Below are 19433 nucleotides of genomic sequence, written 5' to 3' on the forward strand. Positions count from 1 at the left end.
TCAATCAACTCCTATTTTGGTTTACTAAAGCATGAACCACTTCTTCAAAAGTGGAATACACGGTTCCATACTCAATTTCCGGTCGCCCAATCATAATAATATCTAAGCCTAACTCTTTAGCTGCTTCCACTTTTTCATCCACAGATCCAACTTTTCCGCTTTCTTTTGTGACCATGACCGTCACTCCGTATTGCTTATACAGCGCTCGATCAAACTCTTTTGTAAACGGCCCTTGAATAGCAATAATATTTTTTTGCGAAAATCCCAATTGCTGGCACTTTTCCATATTATCCAGCCTTGGAAGCATACGAGCAACAAGCCGTACATCTGAAAGAGGAAGCAGCTTTTCTGTAAAAACCTGCAGCGTTTTGCTGCCTGTTGTCAGCATAATAACTCCTTTTTTCTCAGCTGCTACTTCTGCTGCTTCTTCATACGTAGAAACCATTGTCATATTATCATAGGTAAAAGCCTGCGAAGCCCGCTCATAGCGTATGTAAGGAATCGCTGTTTCAGCAGCCGCGCCGATAGCATTTTTAGATGCTTCTTCTGCAAAAGGATGACTTGCATCCACAATAGCTTTTACACGATGTTCGTTTACAAAATCCATCATATCTTCTTTTGTGAGACGTCCAATTTTCACTTTCACTTCTGCACGCTGTAATTCGATAGCTGCGTTTTCGGTTACAACCGTTGCCGTAACCTCATGACCTGCTTTTTTCACTTGCACGGCTAATGCACGTGCATCGCTAGTTCCGGCTAACAATAAAATCATTTTAGCTCGCCGACCTTATCTTCATGATGATCGTGGTCATGATGGTGATCGTGGTGATGGTGTCCGTGATCATGGTCATGATCGTGATGATGATGGTGATCAATATGCTCCATAATGCCAAGGCGATATTGACACGTATCGCAGTTCATTTTCACTTCACCTTCTAATCCTTCTTCAGCACGTTCTTTTAAAATTGTCTGCAGTTTTGGGTGAAAACCGAAATAGCCGGCGAGCTTAAACTCAATGTTTTCATGCTGCATTTTATACTGCTTCACCATTTCTTCTAATCGCTTAATTAATACTCCTGTAAATAAGAAATACGGGAGAATAACCACTTTTTTAGCGCCCAATTTCAAACATCGCTCCACGCCTTCATCAATCAGTGGAGCGGTCACGCCCATAAAAGAAGTTTCAACGATTTTATAATTTGTTTTTTCCCAAAGAAGGCGCGTAATTTTATATAAATCACTGTTTGCATCAGGATCACTTCCCCCTCGCCCTAAGACGATAACAGCCGTGTCTTCAGCTGGAGTTTCTAAATTCTCTCCTGATTCTTGTAATCTCGTTTTTAAAATTTCAAGGGCTTCTTCATGAACGCCAATGGGACGTCCGTATACGAAGTTTACGTGTGGATATTTTTCCTTAGCTTCATCTATAGCCGCCGGAATATGTATTTTAGAGTGGCCAGCAGGCAAGAGCATAATTGGAATTACAACTACATCTTTTGCTCCTTTTGCCACACATGTATCAATGCCTTGACTTACATTTGGGCGTTCAAATTCTAGAAAACACGTTTCTATTAAGATAGATGCGTCCCAATCATGCTTCATAGTCGAAATAAATTCGCGAATTTGATCGTTCCCTTCAGGATCTCTGCTTCCATGACCGACAAATAAAACTGATTTCATATAATGCCCTCCCATTTTTTAATCTCCACACGGAGCTGGTTCTACTTTTATTTTTGGTGTTATATCTTGATAGTCGAATCCATAAACGTTCTTCACACGCTTAAAGAATTTATGAAATCGCTCATTAGGATGACCTTTTTCTTTATATTCATGGACAATGTTCTCCACTATTTCAACAATGTCATCGGGTGCTATGCCTTCCGCCACAATTTGACCTGAATGCGCATTTCGTCCAACCGTTTTAGCTCCTAAAAATAAATCAAACGCACCTTTTCTATAGACAATGCCGATATCTTCTTGAACTGCGCCATAACAGGCCATACCGCATCCATTAATACCAAGCTTCAGCTCTTTTGGCATGTCCATTCCCCCGAGGCGTTTTTGTAATTCTTCCGTATGTGGAATAGCATCGCTTTTTTCTCCATCACAAAAATCACACGCTTTAATTGTGAACACGTCTCCGACCGGAGATAGTAAAAAGGAAGCTGCTTGGAGCTTTTTAATAATCACATCTGGCTGGGCTGTTGGAATTTGAAGTTTGATTTGATGGTCAGGTGTATACTCCATCGTACCTTTTTCACCAACAACTTCTGCTAGTGTTGTCATTTGAACAGGCGTGAATTTCTTATTGGCAAGTCCTGGACTAACCGCGACTTCGAAAATTGACTGTATTGGCTGGTGTACGACCCCAGAAGTGGTTTCACCTAAAATTGCTTGAAGCGCTTCTTCTGCAAGAGCTCGTGAAGTTGCTGTTTCTTCTGGTTTGGTCTGAACTGCTTCAATTGCTGAAGCTGTTTGCTCTACAGTCTCTTCTTGATCGAGAGCCCATGGTTCTGCTTCTTTTCGAAGTCGCTGATGCGGTCTTAGCGGCTGCTCCGTTTGGTTGAGGGTATATTTCCGCTGATACCCGCGTGGTGTAATCATTAAATCGTCGTAAAAGAACGTAGATGAATTTCCGACAACAACGGTAGTCAGCATGCCTATTTCATGGTTTAACATGTCTTTTAAGTTAGTCATTACGATTTCTTCACGGTCACGATAAGCGCTTTTCACAAGACCAACAGGCGTATCAGGAGAACGGTACTTTAATAGAATCCTTTGCGCTTCAACAATTTGTCTTGTTCGTCTTCCGCTCTTTGGGTTGTAAAAAGCCACTACAAAATCTGCTTGTGCAGCTGCTTCAATTCTTTTTTCGATTAGATCCCACGGCGTAAGGTGGTCACTTAAACTAATCGTACAAGCATCGTGCATCACGGGCGCTCCAAGGAGAGATGCGCATGAATTGATAGCCGAAATGCCAGGAATTACTTCCAGCTCTACGCCCGTTTCTTTTTTCCAGCCTTTTTCAATCAACACTTCATATACAAGGCCTGCCATTCCGTATACTCCTGCATCTCCGCTCGAAATGACAGCTACGGTTTTTCCTGCTTCGGCTTGCTTTACAGCTTCCTGTGCACGGCTTACTTCTTCGGTCATTCCCGTACTAATAATTTGCTGATTCGTTAACAGTCCTTGAATTAATTCCACATAGGTTTTGTAACCGATGATCATATCACTTTCTTGAATGGCTTCTCTTGCTCGCTGTGTAATATGTTCAAAGCTCCCCGGCCCAAATCCAATAACTAACAGTTTACCTTTCATGCTAGCTCCTCCTTTATGCGTTACTTTTTACTTTGTCAATTCCTTCTATGGAGTCACTGTTTTCCGGAGAAACGAAACCATTTTGATCATATTCATAAATAAGCGATTCCTTTACACTGCAGCCTCCTGCTAAATGCTCTTCGACAATCCGGTGAGCCACGGTTTCAGTGACCTGCTTGTACCAATCTCCTGAAGGATAGACGATAGCTACAGGAGCATCTTTGCATCGTCCGTTACAGCGCGTACGCGTTGTATGAACCGTTTCATCCAAATCCAGTTCCGTCACTTTATTTCGAATAGCTTGTGTGGCTTCTTCTCCACCTTTTCTCATACAGCTGCTTCCATTACAAATCAATACGTGATGTTTTGTTCCGTTTAAGTTCCACGTCGTCACACTCATTCGCTCCTTTACTAAAAAAAGCGCCTCTATCAATGATAGAGGCGCAGAAAATTCAAACTAAGTTTTTGCACTTCCACCTATATCCCGTAGGGTAAGCTTCGCATTAGAAAAAGGCTGGTTTCCTGACTTCGATTCATCACTTGATTGCGCCTTCCCAAATACAGTGGCATATGCAATCAGCTCCTCTTCACAGTGGCGGGTACCGCGCTGGCTTCACACCAGACTTCCCATTTAACGCAATGTGAACATTGCGCACCTTTTTTGCACGATATGTAGTTTTTCGATACGAGAAAAACCCGCTTCGCTAATATGCGAGCGGGTAAAACGTCAGAATAAGAGTGTACACGAATGCCACTTTAAGCCAACGTTTCCCTTCCCGCTCCCCGGAGAAATAGAAACTTCACAATAAAGACAGGTCTCCTGACTTGTGTATCATTCTACTTGAGAACCTTCCCGTGATTTTTTCACAGTGGTTATACTCGTTCGTCCACACTTACAGTTGCGGGGGCAGTACTGGTCTTTCACCAGTTTCCCTATTAAGCCTTCTTGGCATCTTTACTGTTGCTGTTTGATATATATGAACCTTTTAAACTATCAGAATAATAGAAGTAACTACCATATCATAGCGTACATTTTTTTTTATTTCAACTCTATTCTTTTCGGAAGATACAAGCACCTATAAAAAAACAAGAGCATAAAGTCAGCTCTTGTTTTTTCATTATATAGCTACTAATGTTAAATGAGGATCATTATAATACACCACTTCTGAAAGAACTTTACAGCCATTTGTTTTGGCAAAAGCTTCTCTCGCCTGCTTTTCAGTTTCAAATTCAAACATTTTCATTTCTTTTCCAGCATATACCGTCAGTACCCACATGAAAAGATTCGCCTCCGATTATTGTAGTGATCGCTATATCCACATTATGCCGAAACCATTTCCTTTTGAAAACCCATTCTACAAAACTTGTCACAAGAAACTTTTAAAAATTTAAAAACATTTTAACTTCTGTAAATGAACAAAATGTACAAAAGGTTTAAGCAATATTATACCTCTTTAAAAAGGTGCTTTTTTAACCAACTGTTGCTTCACCAGTAAAAAATATATAGTATTTATTAAAAAAAGAAGCCGGACAGCCGGCTTCTTTTTTAGGAAAGGAAAGTACAGACATCACAATCTCATCCTGCTCTTTATTTTGCATAAAAATACACTAATTAAATATTGCTTTCTTAAAGCAGAACCATGTTCGATTGCACATAGTGATAAAGAAGCTTATACGTATGGTTTAATGAATCTTGATGCGTTCTCTCAAACGCATGAGAAGAATCAATTCCTGGACCAATTAAGCCGTGTACGATATCGTGTCCGGCACGAATAGCAGCAGAAGCATCTGATCCGTAAAACGGATAAATATCTAATTTGTACTGAATATCATGCTGCTTAGCTAGCTCCACCAAATGCTTTCTCAAACCGTAATGATATGGGCCGCTTGAATCTTTTACACAAATAGACACGGTGTATTCATCGGTAGATTGTCCATCTCCCATAGCACCCATATCAACCGCTAAGTATTCTACTGTTTGAGGCGTAATGTTCGAATTCCCTCCGTATCCAATTTCTTCATTATTTGAAATGAGAAAATGCGTAGTGTATGGCAGTTCGATCTGTTCTTCTTGAATTGTTTTTATGAGCTGAAGCAATAAAGCTACGCTTGCTTTATCATCGAGATGACGAGATTTAATAAAACCGCTTTTTGTTATTTCTACACGAGGATCAAACGAAACAAAGTCGCCTACTTCAATTCCAAGGCTGCGAACATCTTCTGCGCTATGTACTTTTTCATCCAATCGAATTTCTATATTTTCTTGATTTCGCTCAGCTTTACCTGCATCTTTATACACATGAACGGATGTTTGATGCATAAGGATGGTTCCTGTAAATACTTCTCCTGATGAAGTTTCAATTTCACAATATTCTCCTTCAATAGAATTGTAGCGAAACCCTCCAATCAAGTCGATTTTCAGACGTCCACTCGGTTTGATTTCTTTTACCATAGCACCCAAAGTATCGACATGAGCCGTCAGCATGCGGTGGTGATCTGTATCTTTACCGGGAATAGTAGCGACTAAGCCTCCTTTTCGATTGCGATACGTTTGAATATTTAGCTTTTTTATATAGTCTTCGACAAATGAAATTACCTTTTCTGTATTTCCAGAAGGACTGGGAATCGAAACAAGCTTTTTAATTAACTGAACAGTTTCCGTCATTATGACACTTCCTTTGTCTCTCATTTCTTTTATTTTACCATATGTTTCAAAAAAGATAATAGTCAGCTCCAAACAAAACAAGCCGGGCAGCTGCCCGGCTTGTTTTGTTTTAAGCTATGTTTGATTTCTTTAATTCATTTGTATAATTTAATGATTTTTGCTTATCAAATTCGCCTTCAGACTTTGACATCACAATTGCAGCTAAAGCATTTCCTACTACGTTAACTGTGGTACGCATCATATCAAGAATGCGGTCAATTCCTGCAATAAATGCCATGCCTTCAAGAGGGAAGCCCATAGATTCAAGTGTAGCAAGTACAACTACAAACGATGCTCCCGGTACACCAGCCATTCCTTTTGAGGTTAACATTAGCACAAGAAGGAGCTGAATTTGATCCATAATGGAAAGGTCGATGCCGTACATTTGAGCAATAAACAGCGATGCCAGCGCCTGATAAATGGTTGAACCATCTAAGTTAAACGTGTAGCCTGTTGGAATAACAAACGATGTAACCGATTTAGAACAACCGAAGTCTTCCATCTTTTTGATAAGAGATGGTAAAACGGCTTCTGAACTTGCCGTTGTAAAAGCAAGAAGCAGCTCGTCTTTTAACACTTTTATCAGCGTAAACATGCTTGTTCCAGCCATTTTAGCAATAATTCCAAGAACCACAAGCACAAAGAAAATCATGGTGAAGTAAACGGCGAACACTAATTTTCCTAATGGAATAAGTGATCCGACACCAAACTTTATAATATTAACACCAATAAGTGCAAATACACCTACTGGAGCAAATTTCATCACCAAATTAGTTACCCAAAACATTGCATCCAAGACGCCTTCAAAAAAGGCTAAAACAGGTTTTCCTCTCTCTCCAATCGAAGCTACGCCTACACCAAACAGTACGGAAAATAAAATGATTGGTAAAAGATCGCCCTCTGCTACCGATTGAAAGACGTTTGTTGGAACAATATGAAGAAGCTCTTGAGCAATGCCTGTACTTTCAGACGTTTTTGCCGTTGCCTCATATTGAGAAATATCGCTTTTTTCAATATGTCCCATATCAACCCCTGCACCAGGGTGGAATAAGTTCGCGGCAATAATCCCCACTACAATAGCAATGGTTGTAACAATTTCAAAATAAAGAATTGTTTTTCCGCCAAGCTTACCTAATTTTTTGATATCGCCTACTCCTGCGACCGCTACGATTAATGCTGAAATCACAATCGGTACGACAATCATCTTAATTAAATGAATAAATATGTCTCCAACCGGCTGTAAAATAGAAATGGCTGTATCGCTTCCATAAAAAATAGCACCTACAGCTACGCCTAAAATCAGTCCAATTAGAATCTGAGTTGCTAGACCTAACCTTTTCACTTTCTTGCTCCTTTCGCACAGTTGACTTTCATCCATCGAGCATATGCGGTTCCGCGAACCGTGTATAAATATACATCCTTACAGCACCTTATGTAAACAGTTCTTTACTAAAAGGATGTAAGGCCGCACATGCGAATTTTTAAAAGCCACGGTTCTGTTTTATCATATCAAATAATTGTTGTATATTGAGATTTTTTTGCTAAGTATTTTTCTATTTTTGCTATTTCAGCGAATAAATTAAAAAAATAAAATTTTATATTGAAATATGCATTTTAGGTTAGTATAATACGATACATGTTTATTTTTATTATTCGAATATAAAATTCTGAAAATTTTAATTATTCAACGCGATAATAAAAAGCATTTATAATTTTGGAGGTTTTAACGTGTCAAACAAAGTTCCTTTTTCATTTATAGTGGTTATTGGCTTTATGCTTTTTGCCCTATTCTTCGGCGCAGGTAATTTAATCTTCCCTGCAATGTTAGGTCAGTCTGCTGGAAGCAATATTTGGTCAGCAAACGCTGGATTTTTAGTAACGGGTGTAGGTCTGCCTCTTCTAGGCGTTCTCGCATTTGGTTTTTCCGGAAAAGAGGATTTGCAGTCTTTAGCTAGTCGCGTACACCCAGCGTTCGGTATTATCTTTACTACGATTTTATACTTGGCAATCGGACCGCTTTTTGCGATGCCAAGAACGGGAAGCGTTTCGTTCGAAATTGGCGTTAAGCCTTTTTTATCAGAAAATCCAGGGCATCTTCCCCTTATCATTTTCACGGTAATTTTCTTTACTATTACCTGCTTTTTTTCGCTAAATCCTGCGAAAATTGTCGATTTAGTAGGAAAAGTTTTAACACCTATTAAATTAACGTTTATTGGAATATTGGTAGTTGTAGCCGTTGTGAACCCAATTGGAAAATTTGAAGCACCAAGCGAAGCTTATACAACACACTCATTTTTTAAAGGCTTCCAAGAAGGCTACTTAACAATGGATACCCTAGCATCATTTGTTTTTGGAATTATTATTATTAATGCAATTAAAGAAAAAGGAGCAAAAACCAACCGACAAATCATCACAATTTGTGCAAAAGCTACGGCTATCGCTGCCGTTATTTTAGCTCTTATTTATAGTGCATTGTCTTATATGGGTGCTTCAAGCGTATCAGAGCTTGGACGTCTTGATAATGGAGGTACGGTTTTGGCTGAAGTATCAAATTACTACTTCGGCTCTTACGGAGGAATTCTTTTAGGTCTGATGATTACCGTTGCTTGTTTAACAACAAGTGTAGGCCTTGTAACATCTTGTTCATCTTTCTTCCATAAGCTGTTTCCAAGGGTTTCTTATAAGTTGATTGCTGTCATTTTATCAGCATTCAGCGCCGTTGTAGCAAACTTTGGTTTAACGGAATTAATCGCTATTTCGGTTCCCGTCTTAACAGCTATTTATCCGTTAGCTATTGTGTTAATTGCTTTAACATTCTTACATCCTTTATTTAAAGGACGTTCTGAAGTTTACCAAGTAAGCCTTCTGTTCACGTTTATCGTTAGTTTATTTGATGGCTTAAATGCTGCTGGATTCAAAATTGCGGCAGTAAACGATCTGTTTACATCCATTCTACCTATGTATGGAGTGGGTCTCGGCTGGGTAGTTCCTGCTATCGTAGGAGGATTAATCGGTCTTGGCATTACCTTCCTTCGTACAAATGATAATACGAACAGAAACACTTCAAGAAAATTGATTAAATAAAAAGAGGATGCGAGTGCATCCTCTTTTTATTATGGGGTCTTATGAATAAGGAGTTTTTTTCTCCATTAACTTTACTTCTTCTTTTAACACATGTTTTTCGTATAGATATTTATCCGTTCGTTGAAAATGATATTTATCAGCTTTTTCTTTTTCAGATGTGGTCAAAAGCACTCGACGATCAGAAGCATCTGACACACCAAACGTTTCATTTTGATAAGTAGCATACGGAGCTACAAAAAACACTTCTTCAACAGCATCACGAGGAACTTCTTTTGTGAAAGTAGTGTCATTGTATGGAATGAATCCATTTGCTACATCGCCTTTATCATAGCTAATCAGCTTTACACACCCGTTTTCCGTTTCATAACATTCGTAATCTCGTTCATTATATGCTGCATACAAACCTTTTCGAATCACAAAAAACCAGTCCTTTACATTGGATTAGCAACCGCTGGCACAAATCGTTTTTCTTCTACCACATAGGTAGCTAAAAGTACTTCTTCCCCATTTACCACTTGGTATAGTTCCGCTCCGTTTGCTGGTGGATAATAGTTATCAAATTTGAACTCTGGAACGGTTTCCCCGTTTCGAGATCCTGTAAACCCATTAAGCGTACATGGAGGTCCGTCTGTTGTTTTTCCTCCGAACACAGTCCCGTAGGGAATATCAACATGGCTTACCGCTTGCGATTTGAATTTGATTACGCCGTATGTCGATCCTTCTTCAGGAAACGGCCTTTTGCCTGAACCATCGGTGTAATCTAAACGTAAGCTTTCAACAAAATCTTTGTACGAAGTAATATCATGAACATCTTCAGCTTTAGCTACATATCCTCCCACTGCTGTATAAGATCCATCTACATACTTTTCAATATCTTTAGCAGGGATCGTTTTTTGCAGCAGCGTATCTTTTGTAAGGGGTGAAACAGAGTCACGTATAGCCTTCATTACTTCTATTTCATGAGAAGTTAATGTTTTAACATCCTTTAATTTTAGTTCATTAAACTCCTTTTTTGTAAGATTAACGCGCTTCAGCACTTCATTAATTTTTTGATCAAAATCTTCTAAGCTTTCTAAATCTGAAGCTGTATAATGAGCATCAACTGTCCTTACATCTTTATGTACTTTTTTAACTTCATTTAATTCATACTGTTCTACTTCATCAGCCGTTTTAAACGTTTCAACGCTTGAAATGGTTTCGCCATTCGTATCAGCTACAACGTAACCGTCTTCAGCTTTGATCACATATCCGACTTCTCCGTTACCTAACGCAATTAAGTCTGACTGTTGAAAAGCGGCTTTCTCTTTTTCTTTTTGAAATTCCTTATCTGTCATTCCCTTAGTAACGAGAGCTTTAAGTTCTGATGTGTCTTTACTGTCTTTTTGATTTGCTTCTACTTTCTCAGCTGTAACTGATGAAGTTTCTGTATTAGATGGAGAATGAGTGACCGTCCCAATGACAAAAATAAGACCAAATACAATCCCTATGCCATACAAAAATTTGCTTGTTTTATGAGCTCTAAATAAAATTCCTAACACAATGCAAACAATACCCGCAATCAAGCTATCTACTAATAATAGATGTCCCAACCAAACCCCTCCTCTTTAATTCTTGTTTATGTTAAAAAAATCCATAAAAGAAGTCAATACAATTAATGTAAATAAAGTTTTAAATAGGAATATATTCATAATTATTACTAATTAATCCCTTTTAGTAGGTCTCAAAAATAAAACACACCACCTAAAAATAGATGGTGTGTGAAGTATAGTAAGTAATTAAGAAATTTGTTTAAGTTCTGATGAGAGTTTCAAAAACTCTTCTTTATTTTTCATCAATAGCGTGCGGTCGATTTCTTCTTTTAGCTGTGCTTTACGAAATTCTGCAATCGCCTTGTCTAAAATCATCTCAGCGAATAATGCATCAAGCACCTTTCCGTTGGATTTTTGCGGTGAATTAAGTAAATTCTTTTTCATAAGAAATCAACTCCTTGGCTTTTTTATAATATAACACAAATATTCTGACTTTTCAATCATTTAAACCAAGTATTTTAAATCTATTTTTTTCATATAAAAAGGCCGCCCTTTTGTTATAAAGCGCGGCCTTTTATTACGAATCTGCGGCTTTTTCTTTTACTTCCGCATAGTAGTTTTCATATTCAATAAATTCAGGAGCCTGATGAGCTGCCATGATACCGTGGTAGCTGATATCTAAGCCCACTTCTTCTTCTTCTTCCGTAGATCGAAGCGGAACCACCAAGGAAATAACCTTTAACCCTATCCACGTCGTAACAAATCCCCAAGCGCATAGAGCGATTAACCCAAGAAGTTGAACGCCAAGTAACGTCCAGCCTCCTCCGGTAAACACACCGCCGTCTGTAGAAAACAAGCCTACAGCCAACGTACCCCATATTCCCGAAGCAGCGTGTACAGGAAAAGCTCCTACAGGATCGTCGATTTGACGTGCTTCGAGCCAGTTTGTAGCTGCCATCATTAATAAGCCAGATACAGCTCCAATAAAAATAGCAGATGGTGTGTTAACAAAAGCGCACCCGGCCGTAATGCCAACCAGTCCGGCAAGCGATCCATTTATTACAGAAGGTGCATCTGAACGGTTGTAGCGAAATAAAGTATAAAATAAAGTAGCTGCTCCGCCTGCTGCTGCTGATAACATTGTGACAATAGCAATGTGACCAATTCTAACGTCAGTGGCACTTAGCGTACTTCCTGCATTAAACCCGAACCATCCAAACCATAATAAAAAAGCACCCACTGATGCAAGCGGCAAATTGCTTGGAAGAGAAACAGAACTGATTCCATTTTTCGTGAACTTCCCTTTCCTCGGTCCAATCATTATTGCAGCTGCTAAAGCTGAAAAACCGCCAAGAGCATGGATAACTGCCGAACCGGCAAAATCAAGCATCCCTAACTTACTAATCCATCCGCCTCCCCAAATCCAGTGGCCGGCTATAGGATAAATAAATGTAGTCATCAAAATCGCATATAAAAGATATGCGCGGAAATTAATTCGTTCTGCTACCGCTCCAGAAACGATAGAAATGACCGCAATAACAAACGCACATTGAAACAGCCAAAACGTTTCAAGTCCAATTGGAATGTCAAGGTGCGATAAATTACCCGAGAGCGCAAAACCGCTTTTACCAACAACTCCACCTAAATCATCACCGTACATTAATCCAAAACCAATTAAATAGAAACAAAGCGTTCCTATTGTAATATCAGCGAATACTTTCATAATAATATTCACGCTATTTTTATAGCGGACAAAACCTGCCTCTAACAAGGCAAAGCCGCCTTCCATTAACAAAATCATCGCCGCTGTTAACACGACCCACGTTGTATTTATCCCTAAACTTAGTTCATTAACACTCATATCCCAACGCCTCCACTGCTTTTTAATCGTTTTATTTCTTGTACAATAGCAGGCGAAAGCGTAATTTCACTTGTTTCTTCATTTTCCGCTTTTATTAATTCAAGAACTTCATGAAGTTCTCGCATTTGTGCTTTAAGGTGATCAATTTTTTTAAAGCGTTCCTTTACGTATACCATATACTCGACCGCTTGATGCTGACTTAAAGGACGCCCGGTAAAAAATTTACGAAACGGTGATAGTGATTGATACCAAGCTTCTTCAGCACGTTTCTTCTCTTCGTATTTACTAATTTTCGTTTTTATATCTTCTATTTCTTGTGCTTTAGCTTCTTTTAACTTCATTATAAATTCAATTAATTTTAATTGAGGCAATGTAATGATCACATTATGATAAAGTTCATCCACTATAACCATGTTATATCTCCTTACATAAGATGTTATATTCTGATTATATGTAGAACGCTATAGTAAGTCAATGTAATTTTTTGAAAACTCTTTAAATAGTAAATGCGCCCTATCTTTTTACTACTTATAGAATATTAAGTTCGTATGTGTTGAAATATGACGTTATTTGTTTTATCGTAGGAAGAGGAATCATGTTAGTTCCCTATTTTAATTTTATTTACCTAGGCAATTATTGGCTTTATTTCTTATAAACTTTTATTAAACAAAGGGTTACGAGGTTCTTCACTTATTTTTTCAACGAAATGAGTTGATTTTATCTCGTATTAAAATTAAAATAGAATTATGTGCAAGATTTCACAACTTCACAATGTAGTTTGAAAGTCTAGCAGATAACTAGGAACTACATATGCAACAGTATCCAGCAAAGGAGGACTTTTCATGTCTCAATCAACTATTCAAAAATCAGCTGCAGAGGAAAATGCTGCTGTACAAACAGAAGCGGCAGTTAACAAAGGTCAAGCGGATGTGTTAGATCAATTGTTAAAGCCTGAAGTACAAGAAGCTCTTACTGTTCTTGTAGATAATTTACCAAAATTATCTGAAATGGTAACGGTGCTTACAAAAACTTACGACGTTGCGCAATCATTATTAACTGACGACGTATTAAAAGAAGATCTACTTGGTGGAGTAAAAGAATTTATCGAGCCGGTAGAAGGAACAGTAAAAGGTCTTGCAGCTACTGCAATCGAAGCAAACGATCGTGCAGAAGCAAATGCTTCTAATTCAATCGGTTTATTCGGTTTATTACGCATGCTTAAAGATCCACAAGCTCAAAAACTATTCCGCTTTGCACAAGCGTATTTAGACATTACAAACGAAAAACAAAAATAATTTTCATTAAAAAGTGTGGACGGAGGATCGACTATGTCAAAACATATTTTAATTTTAGGCGGCGGTTACGGTGGTTTATTAACTGCAATGACAGCTCGCCAACACCTAAGTGCGGATGAAGCAAAAATTACAGTAGTGAACCGTTTTGCTACTCACCAAATCATTACAGAATTACACCGTCTAGCTGTAGGCGGCGTTTCTGAACAAGCGGTAGCTTTACCACTTGATAAATTACTTAAAAACTACAACGTTGATTTAAAAATTGCAACGGTAAAAGAAATCTCACCAGATCAACGTGAAGTATCTCTTGAAGATGGTACAAAATTAAGCTACGACTACCTTGTTACAGCTTTAGGTAGTGAAACTGCTTACTTCGGTATCCCTGGTTTAGAAGAGCACAGCTTCGTTCTTAAATCAGTAAATGATGCAAACCGTTTACGTGCACACGTAGAAGCTTGTATCGCTGAATACAGCAAAACAAAAAATAAAGCTGACGGTACAATCGTAGTTGGTGGTGGCGGATTAACAGGTATCGAACTTGTTGGTGAATACGCTGACTTAATGCCAAGCCTATGTCTAAAACACGGTGTTGATCCGAAAGAAATTTCTCTATACTGTGTAGAAGCAGCTCCTACAGTTCTTCCAGGCTTCCCTGCTGAATTAGTAGAGCGCGCTCAATCAAGCTTAACAAAACGTGGCGTTACATTTGTTACTGGTACACCTGTAACAAAAATGGATGCTACAACTGTTGAACTTAAAGACGGCAGCAAAATTGAAACAAAAACAATGGTATGGACTGGCGGAGTTCAAGGTAACTCTGTAGTTGCTAACTCAGGTATCGAAGTAAACCGCGGTCGTGCACTTGTAAATGAATTCTTACAATCTACATCTCATAAAGATGTATTCCTTGCTGGTGACTCAGCGGTTGTAATGGGTCCAGAAGGTCGCCCTTACCCACCTACTGCTCAATTAGCTTGGCAAATGGGTGAAGTTGTAGGCGTGAACTTAGCAGTAGCTATTCGCGGCGGAGCAATGGAATCATTCGTTCCTGTCTTCTCTGGTACACTAGGAAGTCTTGGACGCAAAGATGCAATTGGTACAATCGGCGGAAACAAAACGCAATTAAAAGGTTTACCAGCATCACTTATGAAAGAAGCAAGTAACGTTCGTTACTTATCTCATATCAAAGGATTATTTGCATTAGCTTATTAATCCGTCTTAAAACGAAAGAGGAATTCTCCTCTTTCGTTTTTTTATTTACATAAGCCAAGAAATAAGAAGCGGCAGCGTAATCAACGATAAAATAGCACTAATGACAAAAGCAGACGCCGTTTCATTTTCCAAGCTTTCAAACCGCAAAGCAATCATCGCAGCTACAGCAGACCCAGGAAAAGCTACCAGCAAAATAGCTTTTGTCACTTCATCTGAAGATAATCCTATCCATACTGCAATTCCGAGCATAACGATGGGTTGAACCGCTACTTTTAAGACAGCGATCCCAAGCGCACCTTTACTGAAGTTAATTTTTCCAATTCCAATCGTTACTCCTACCGCAAACAAAGCTGCTCCCGATGTGATACTTCCGATTTGATCAAGCATATCCTGTAAAAGTTTAGGTGACTGAAAGCCGCAAAGCGTTAAAATCACTCCAATTAACGGTACACATGCCAAAGGCTCAGATAAACCATGCAAAATGGAATGAACCGTTACTTTGAATAAACTTGTTTTCTCTTCCCCTTCTTTTCGCCCCCGTTGTCCAACGGTTCCTAAAATCGTTGCCAGCGGATCTAAAATCGCGTTTACTACGATGCCTGTTATGGCAATTGGAATCGCTACGGCGCCTGCACCGAACAATCCTCCGAGTACTGGAATGCCCATAAAAGCAAACGTTGGCTGAGCTGAGTTTAGGGCAAACATAGAAGAAGAAGTTAACGTATGCTTCCCTGCATACTTCACGACGAGCAATATAATGAGGTAAAACCCGACGATTCCTAAAATCAGCGTTACTAAAAACGGCCATTCGTCTATGAGTGTTTTTCTTGGGGTTGTCGTTACACCTACAAATAAGTGTGCAGGAAGCGCAAACTTCGTTACTAATGTGTTGAGCCCCTTAGACGTTTGCTTATCAAATTTTTTAAAGTGCCCTGCTAAATAACCAAGCAAAATGACAAAAAAGATAGGCGCGAGAATGAGAAAAATTTGACCTATGCTCATTTATCATCACCTCATTCATTTTTTGCCTTAACCGGTTTATAAGCAGGCTGCCATACCGCTGCTTCTACAAGTTTATTTACATTTTGCTCCGTAACAGTTGCTACGTTATCTTTTACAGCAGCATCAGCAACTGCTACAGCAACCGCCTTTGATACTTTTTGAAGATCTTTAATGTTGGGAAGAAGCGTATCTCCTTTTGTATCTGTTTCTGCTATACGCGCTACTGCATTGGCTGCTTCTGCAAACATAGATTCAGTAAACTTTTGAGCGCGAACGACAATTGCACCTAAACCAAGACCCGGAAACACAAACGCATTATTAGCCTGTCCGATTTCATAAGTGTGCCCGTTATATTCAACGGGTTCAAATGGACTTCCCGTTGCAATAAGGGCTTTTCCTTCCGTCCATTTTATAATATTTTCCGGAACAGCTTCAGCAAGTTTAGTTGGGTTTGAAAGCGGCATAATCACCGGGCGCTCTACATGCTTTGCCATTTCTTTAATAATTTTTTCAGTAAAAGCATCCGTGACGCCTGACGTTCCAATTAAAATCGTTGGCTTCACTTGCTTAACAAGCTCCAACAGTGAAATTTTATTTTCATCGTCTTTTTCCCATTCTTTAATCTCTTCATTTTGGCGAACATATGGCTGTTGAAAAGGAGCTAAATCTTCCATATCTTCGGTTAACAGACCTCTGTAATCATATGCCCAAAAACGATCATATGCTTCTTCTTCAGACAGCCCTTCAAGCATCATCGAACTATGAATACGATCAGCATTCCCGATTCCAGCAGATCCCGGTCCAAATACAACAACCCTCTGATCTTTTAGGGGCGTTCCTGTAATGCGCACCGCTGTTAAAACGGCTGCAAGAGTAATTACTCCGGTTCCTTGAATATCATCATTAAACGTTAAAATTTTATCGCCGTATTCTTTCATAATGTGACGCGCGTTAATATTCCCAAGATCCTCCCAATGAAGAAGCGCTTTAGGAAACTTGGTCGTTATTTCTTTTACAAATTGAGCAATAAAACGATTATAGTCTTCTCCTTTTACTCGTTCATGACGATTTCCTAAATACAAAGGATCTTCAAGAAGCTTTTTGTTATTGGTTCCCATGTCAAGAACAACAGGCAGTACGCGGCTTGGGTCAATTCCCGCTGCAGCTGTGTAGACCGCTAACTTTCCAACGGCAATATTTATTCCTCCTACACCCCAGTCCCCAATTCCTAAAATACTTTCTGAATCCGTTACAACAAGCAAATCAATATCTTCGCCGTCGAGTCCTAAGTTTTCAATCGCATCACTTAATCGATCCGCTTCATTTACGGATAAATATAGTCCGTCAGGTCGATGGTATTCATGGCTGTATTCTTGGATGGATTGACCTACAGTAGGTGTGTAAATAATGGGAAGCATTTCACTTAAATGATCGGTTAATAAACGATAAAATAAGACAACGTTCCGGTTATGTAGATCATTCAACGAATTATTTTTTTGAAGATCATTCGGTGCTTTTTTGAACTGTTCATATGCTCTTTTTGCCTGTTCTTCTAACGTTAAAACCGTTGGAGGGAGAAGTCCCTGCAGATGAAGCTCTTCTCTTTCTTCTTCAGTAAAAGCAGAACCTTTATTTAAATAAGAAGTAGATAAAACTGATTTTCCTTTTAGTGAAGTTGAAATTGACCCATCTTTTTCTACTTTATATGCTCTCATGTTTTTACCTCTTTTCTTGAACAATTAGATAGGGTTAGGTTCAGCAAAGAGATATATTTTTAACCATTTATTTTTAATGAAAACAAAAAAGAGATTGAGCCATAACTACATCAATCCAATCTAAAGACGAACAAACGGGATAAATGAAACCTGTGTTCAACCTAACAATAAAAAATCCGAACGATTCATCGTTCGGATCTTCCTTACACGAAAATACGTTTTTCCCCGCTTCGTTTTTTATACTACGCTATAGTCTTCTTGCTCACTTTCTGAGTAATTAGGCGGCTGTATATGGGAAGGCACAAGACATTCATAGCTTTCCCCTTCTAGTCTATCCTCCAGCTCTTGTTTGGCTTGACTAATCAGCTCTTGATTTTCTATCATTTCAATCGCCGTAGCCGCGATGGCTTTTCCAGCCAATAACATCGCATCGTGCGCATACTCCGTTTTCCCTTGAGCAACAGCTTGCCATGTATGAAACGGCGTAGCATAAGCCCACGTTGCGGTCACGCACTGTGCAGTTGGAACATTCCAGCTAACGTCTGCGACATCAGTTGATCCTGTCATGAAGGAAACATTTTTAGACATAGGAGCAATTTGATTGAAGACTGGATGATCCGCTAAAGCTTTGTCTAGCAGTGAACCCACTTGTTTTTTTGCTGCTTCTTTATCTTCAGCGGATGTAGACTCGTAAATAGCTTTGGCAAAAGCTATTTCTTCATGTTTCACCTCAGCCAAATTTATCTGCATCATTTGTTTATGCATCAGCTGCTCCATTGTTTGATTTGGAATTAGATTAGCACAGGCTCCTTGAATTTCCTGTTCCATTTGTGTTTCAGTCATTAAAGCTGCTCCATTTGCAATTTTCACAACGCGTTTAAAAAGTTCTTTTACTTGAGATGGCTTCGGAGCACGAATTAAGTACATGACTTCCGCTTCTGCTTGAACAACATTAGGAGAGATGCCTCCGCTGTTTGTAATCGCATAGTGTACGCGCGCTTCATCAATCATATGTTCACGCATATAATTTACACCAATGTTCATCAACTCTACAGCGTCTAAAGCGCTTCTGCCAAGATGAGGACTAGCAGCTGCATGACTGCTTCTTCCTTTAAATTTAAAAGTTGCTTGCAAAACCGCATTTGATGACGTATGCATAACACCATTAACGGTAGCGGGATGCCATGACAACGCGACGTCTACATCGTGAAAAATTCCTTCTCGTACCATATACGTCTTTCCGTAACCACTTTCTTCGGCTGGACATCCATAGTATCGAACGGTCCCCGGAACATTTTTTTCTTTTAAATATTCTTTGACAGCAAGCGCAGCTGCTAGTGAGCCTACGCCAAGTAGGTTATGTCCACACCCATGGCCATTTCCGTTTTTTTTGACCGGATCTGCTACTGCGCACTTATCTTTTTGACTCAGCCCCGTAAGCGCATCGTATTCACCGAGAATAGCGATGATCGGATAACCGTTCCCGTAACTTCCAATAAAACCTGTTTCAAGGTTAGCGATATGTGTACGAAGCGTAAACTCTTCTTTTTCTAACATGTCGCAAATTAGCTGTGCCGACTTATACTCTTCAAACCTCGTTTCTGCATATTCCCATATTTGATCACTGATTTGAGTTAGCTCGTTTCGCTTTTTTTCAATAAGTTGTTCGACTTCTTTAATAATATCCATGAGACACTCTCCTTTTTCCTC

Annotated in this window: 18 protein-coding genes and 2 riboswitches; of the genes, 3 read left to right on the forward strand and 15 right to left on the reverse strand. The window is 39.1% G+C overall.

Annotated elements, in window-relative coordinates:
• Window positions 1-4: 4 nt before the first annotated feature.
• The 7 genes from cobK to ACFX4G_RS18855 form a co-directional block, all read right to left on the reverse strand.
• On the reverse strand, window positions 5-772 hold the full coding sequence (gene cobK, locus ACFX4G_RS18825) for a precorrin-6A reductase (protein ID WP_377576132.1): 768 nt from the start codon (window positions 770-772) through the stop codon (window positions 5-7).
• Window positions 769-1680, reverse strand: coding sequence for a sirohydrochlorin chelatase (locus ACFX4G_RS18830; protein WP_075421809.1), 912 nt, complete (start codon window positions 1678-1680; stop codon window positions 769-771). Before ACFX4G_RS18830 ends, cobK begins: the two co-directional genes overlap by 4 nt.
• 18 nt (window positions 1681-1698) lie before the next feature.
• Window positions 1699-3321 carry a precorrin-3B C(17)-methyltransferase gene (gene cobJ, locus ACFX4G_RS18835; protein WP_377576134.1) on the reverse strand — a complete coding sequence of 541 codons (1623 nt, stop codon included), beginning with the start codon at window positions 3319-3321 and terminating at the stop codon, window positions 1699-1701.
• Between the two features lie 13 nt (window positions 3322-3334).
• Entirely contained in the window at window positions 3335-3715 is a 381-nt protein-coding gene (locus ACFX4G_RS18840) for a (2Fe-2S) ferredoxin domain-containing protein (RefSeq protein ID WP_043982900.1), read from the reverse strand.
• A 101-nt stretch (window positions 3716-3816) separates the two neighbouring features.
• Window positions 3817-3996: riboswitch (cobalamin riboswitch) on the reverse strand.
• Window positions 3997-4114: 118 nt separating this feature from the next.
• Window positions 4115-4293: riboswitch (cobalamin riboswitch) on the reverse strand.
• Between the two features lie 146 nt (window positions 4294-4439).
• Entirely contained in the window at window positions 4440-4598 is a 159-nt protein-coding gene (locus ACFX4G_RS18845; protein ID WP_013057318.1) for a hypothetical protein, read from the reverse strand.
• Between the two features lie 350 nt (window positions 4599-4948).
• Window positions 4949-5986 carry a M42 family metallopeptidase gene (locus ACFX4G_RS18850; protein ID WP_377576136.1) on the reverse strand — a complete coding sequence of 346 codons (1038 nt, stop codon included), beginning with the start codon at window positions 5984-5986 and terminating at the stop codon, window positions 4949-4951.
• Window positions 5987-6095: 109 nt separating this feature from the next.
• Window positions 6096-7367, reverse strand: coding sequence for a cation:dicarboxylate symporter family transporter (locus tag ACFX4G_RS18855; protein ID WP_014459829.1), 1272 nt, complete (start codon window positions 7365-7367; stop codon window positions 6096-6098).
• A gap of 386 nt (window positions 7368-7753) precedes the next feature.
• Here ACFX4G_RS18855 and brnQ point away from each other — a divergent pair, with 386 nt between their 5' ends.
• Window positions 7754-9109, forward strand: coding sequence for a branched-chain amino acid transport system II carrier protein (brnQ, locus tag ACFX4G_RS18860; RefSeq protein ID WP_034651532.1), 1356 nt, complete (start codon window positions 7754-7756; stop codon window positions 9107-9109).
• Window positions 9110-9148: 39 nt separating this feature from the next.
• Here brnQ and ACFX4G_RS18865 read toward each other — a convergent pair whose 3' ends face one another.
• The 5 genes from ACFX4G_RS18865 to ACFX4G_RS18885 all read right to left on the reverse strand — a co-directional run bounded on the left by ACFX4G_RS18865 (window position 9149) and on the right by ACFX4G_RS18885 (window position 12912).
• Complete coding sequence (locus ACFX4G_RS18865) at window positions 9149-9526, reverse strand: hypothetical protein (protein ID WP_043982905.1); 378 nt, start codon at window positions 9524-9526, stop codon at window positions 9149-9151.
• 14 nt (window positions 9527-9540) lie between these two features.
• Window positions 9541-10698: a hypothetical protein gene (locus ACFX4G_RS18870; protein ID WP_377576139.1), complete on the reverse strand. Its 1158-nt coding sequence runs from the start codon at window positions 10696-10698 to the stop codon at window positions 9541-9543.
• Between the two features lie 186 nt (window positions 10699-10884).
• Window positions 10885-11082: an IDEAL domain-containing protein gene (locus ACFX4G_RS18875; protein ID WP_013057324.1), complete on the reverse strand. Its 198-nt coding sequence runs from the start codon at window positions 11080-11082 to the stop codon at window positions 10885-10887.
• A 133-nt stretch (window positions 11083-11215) separates the two neighbouring features.
• Entirely contained in the window at window positions 11216-12499 is a 1284-nt protein-coding gene (locus tag ACFX4G_RS18880) for an ammonium transporter (RefSeq protein ID WP_025751686.1), read from the reverse strand.
• The gene (locus tag ACFX4G_RS18885) at window positions 12496-12912 is read right to left on the reverse strand and encodes a hypothetical protein (RefSeq protein WP_043982911.1); all 417 of its coding nucleotides are present in this window, start codon (window positions 12910-12912) and stop codon (window positions 12496-12498) included. Before ACFX4G_RS18885 ends, ACFX4G_RS18880 begins: the two co-directional genes overlap by 4 nt.
• Window positions 12913-13341: 429 nt before the next feature.
• Between ACFX4G_RS18885 and ACFX4G_RS18890 the strand changes: the two genes are divergently transcribed.
• Window positions 13342-13794, forward strand: a complete 453-nt coding sequence (locus tag ACFX4G_RS18890) for a DUF1641 domain-containing protein (protein WP_013057327.1) — start codon at window positions 13342-13344, stop codon at window positions 13792-13794.
• Between the two features lie 33 nt (window positions 13795-13827).
• Window positions 13828-15006 carry an NAD(P)/FAD-dependent oxidoreductase gene (locus ACFX4G_RS18895; RefSeq protein WP_013057328.1) on the forward strand — a complete coding sequence of 393 codons (1179 nt, stop codon included), beginning with the start codon at window positions 13828-13830 and terminating at the stop codon, window positions 15004-15006.
• Window positions 15007-15051: 45 nt separating this feature from the next.
• Here ACFX4G_RS18895 and ACFX4G_RS18900 read toward each other — a convergent pair whose 3' ends face one another.
• The 3 genes from ACFX4G_RS18900 to ACFX4G_RS18910 form a co-directional block, all read right to left on the reverse strand.
• Complete coding sequence (locus ACFX4G_RS18900; RefSeq protein WP_043982913.1) at window positions 15052-16008, reverse strand: AEC family transporter; 957 nt, start codon at window positions 16006-16008, stop codon at window positions 15052-15054.
• An 11-nt stretch (window positions 16009-16019) separates the two neighbouring features.
• A complete protein-coding gene (locus ACFX4G_RS18905) occupies window positions 16020-17723 on the reverse strand; it encodes an NAD-dependent malic enzyme (protein WP_237074972.1) in 1704 nt (567 codons plus the stop codon).
• Between the two features lie 237 nt (window positions 17724-17960).
• Window positions 17961-19412, reverse strand: a complete 1452-nt coding sequence (locus tag ACFX4G_RS18910; RefSeq protein WP_237074973.1) for a M20 family metallopeptidase — start codon at window positions 19410-19412, stop codon at window positions 17961-17963.
• Between the last annotated feature and the right edge of the window lie 21 nt (window positions 19413-19433).

Source organism: Priestia sp. YIM B13486 (genome assembly GCF_042787865.1).
Taxonomy (GTDB): domain Bacteria; phylum Bacillota; class Bacilli; order Bacillales; family Bacillaceae_H; genus Priestia; species Priestia megaterium.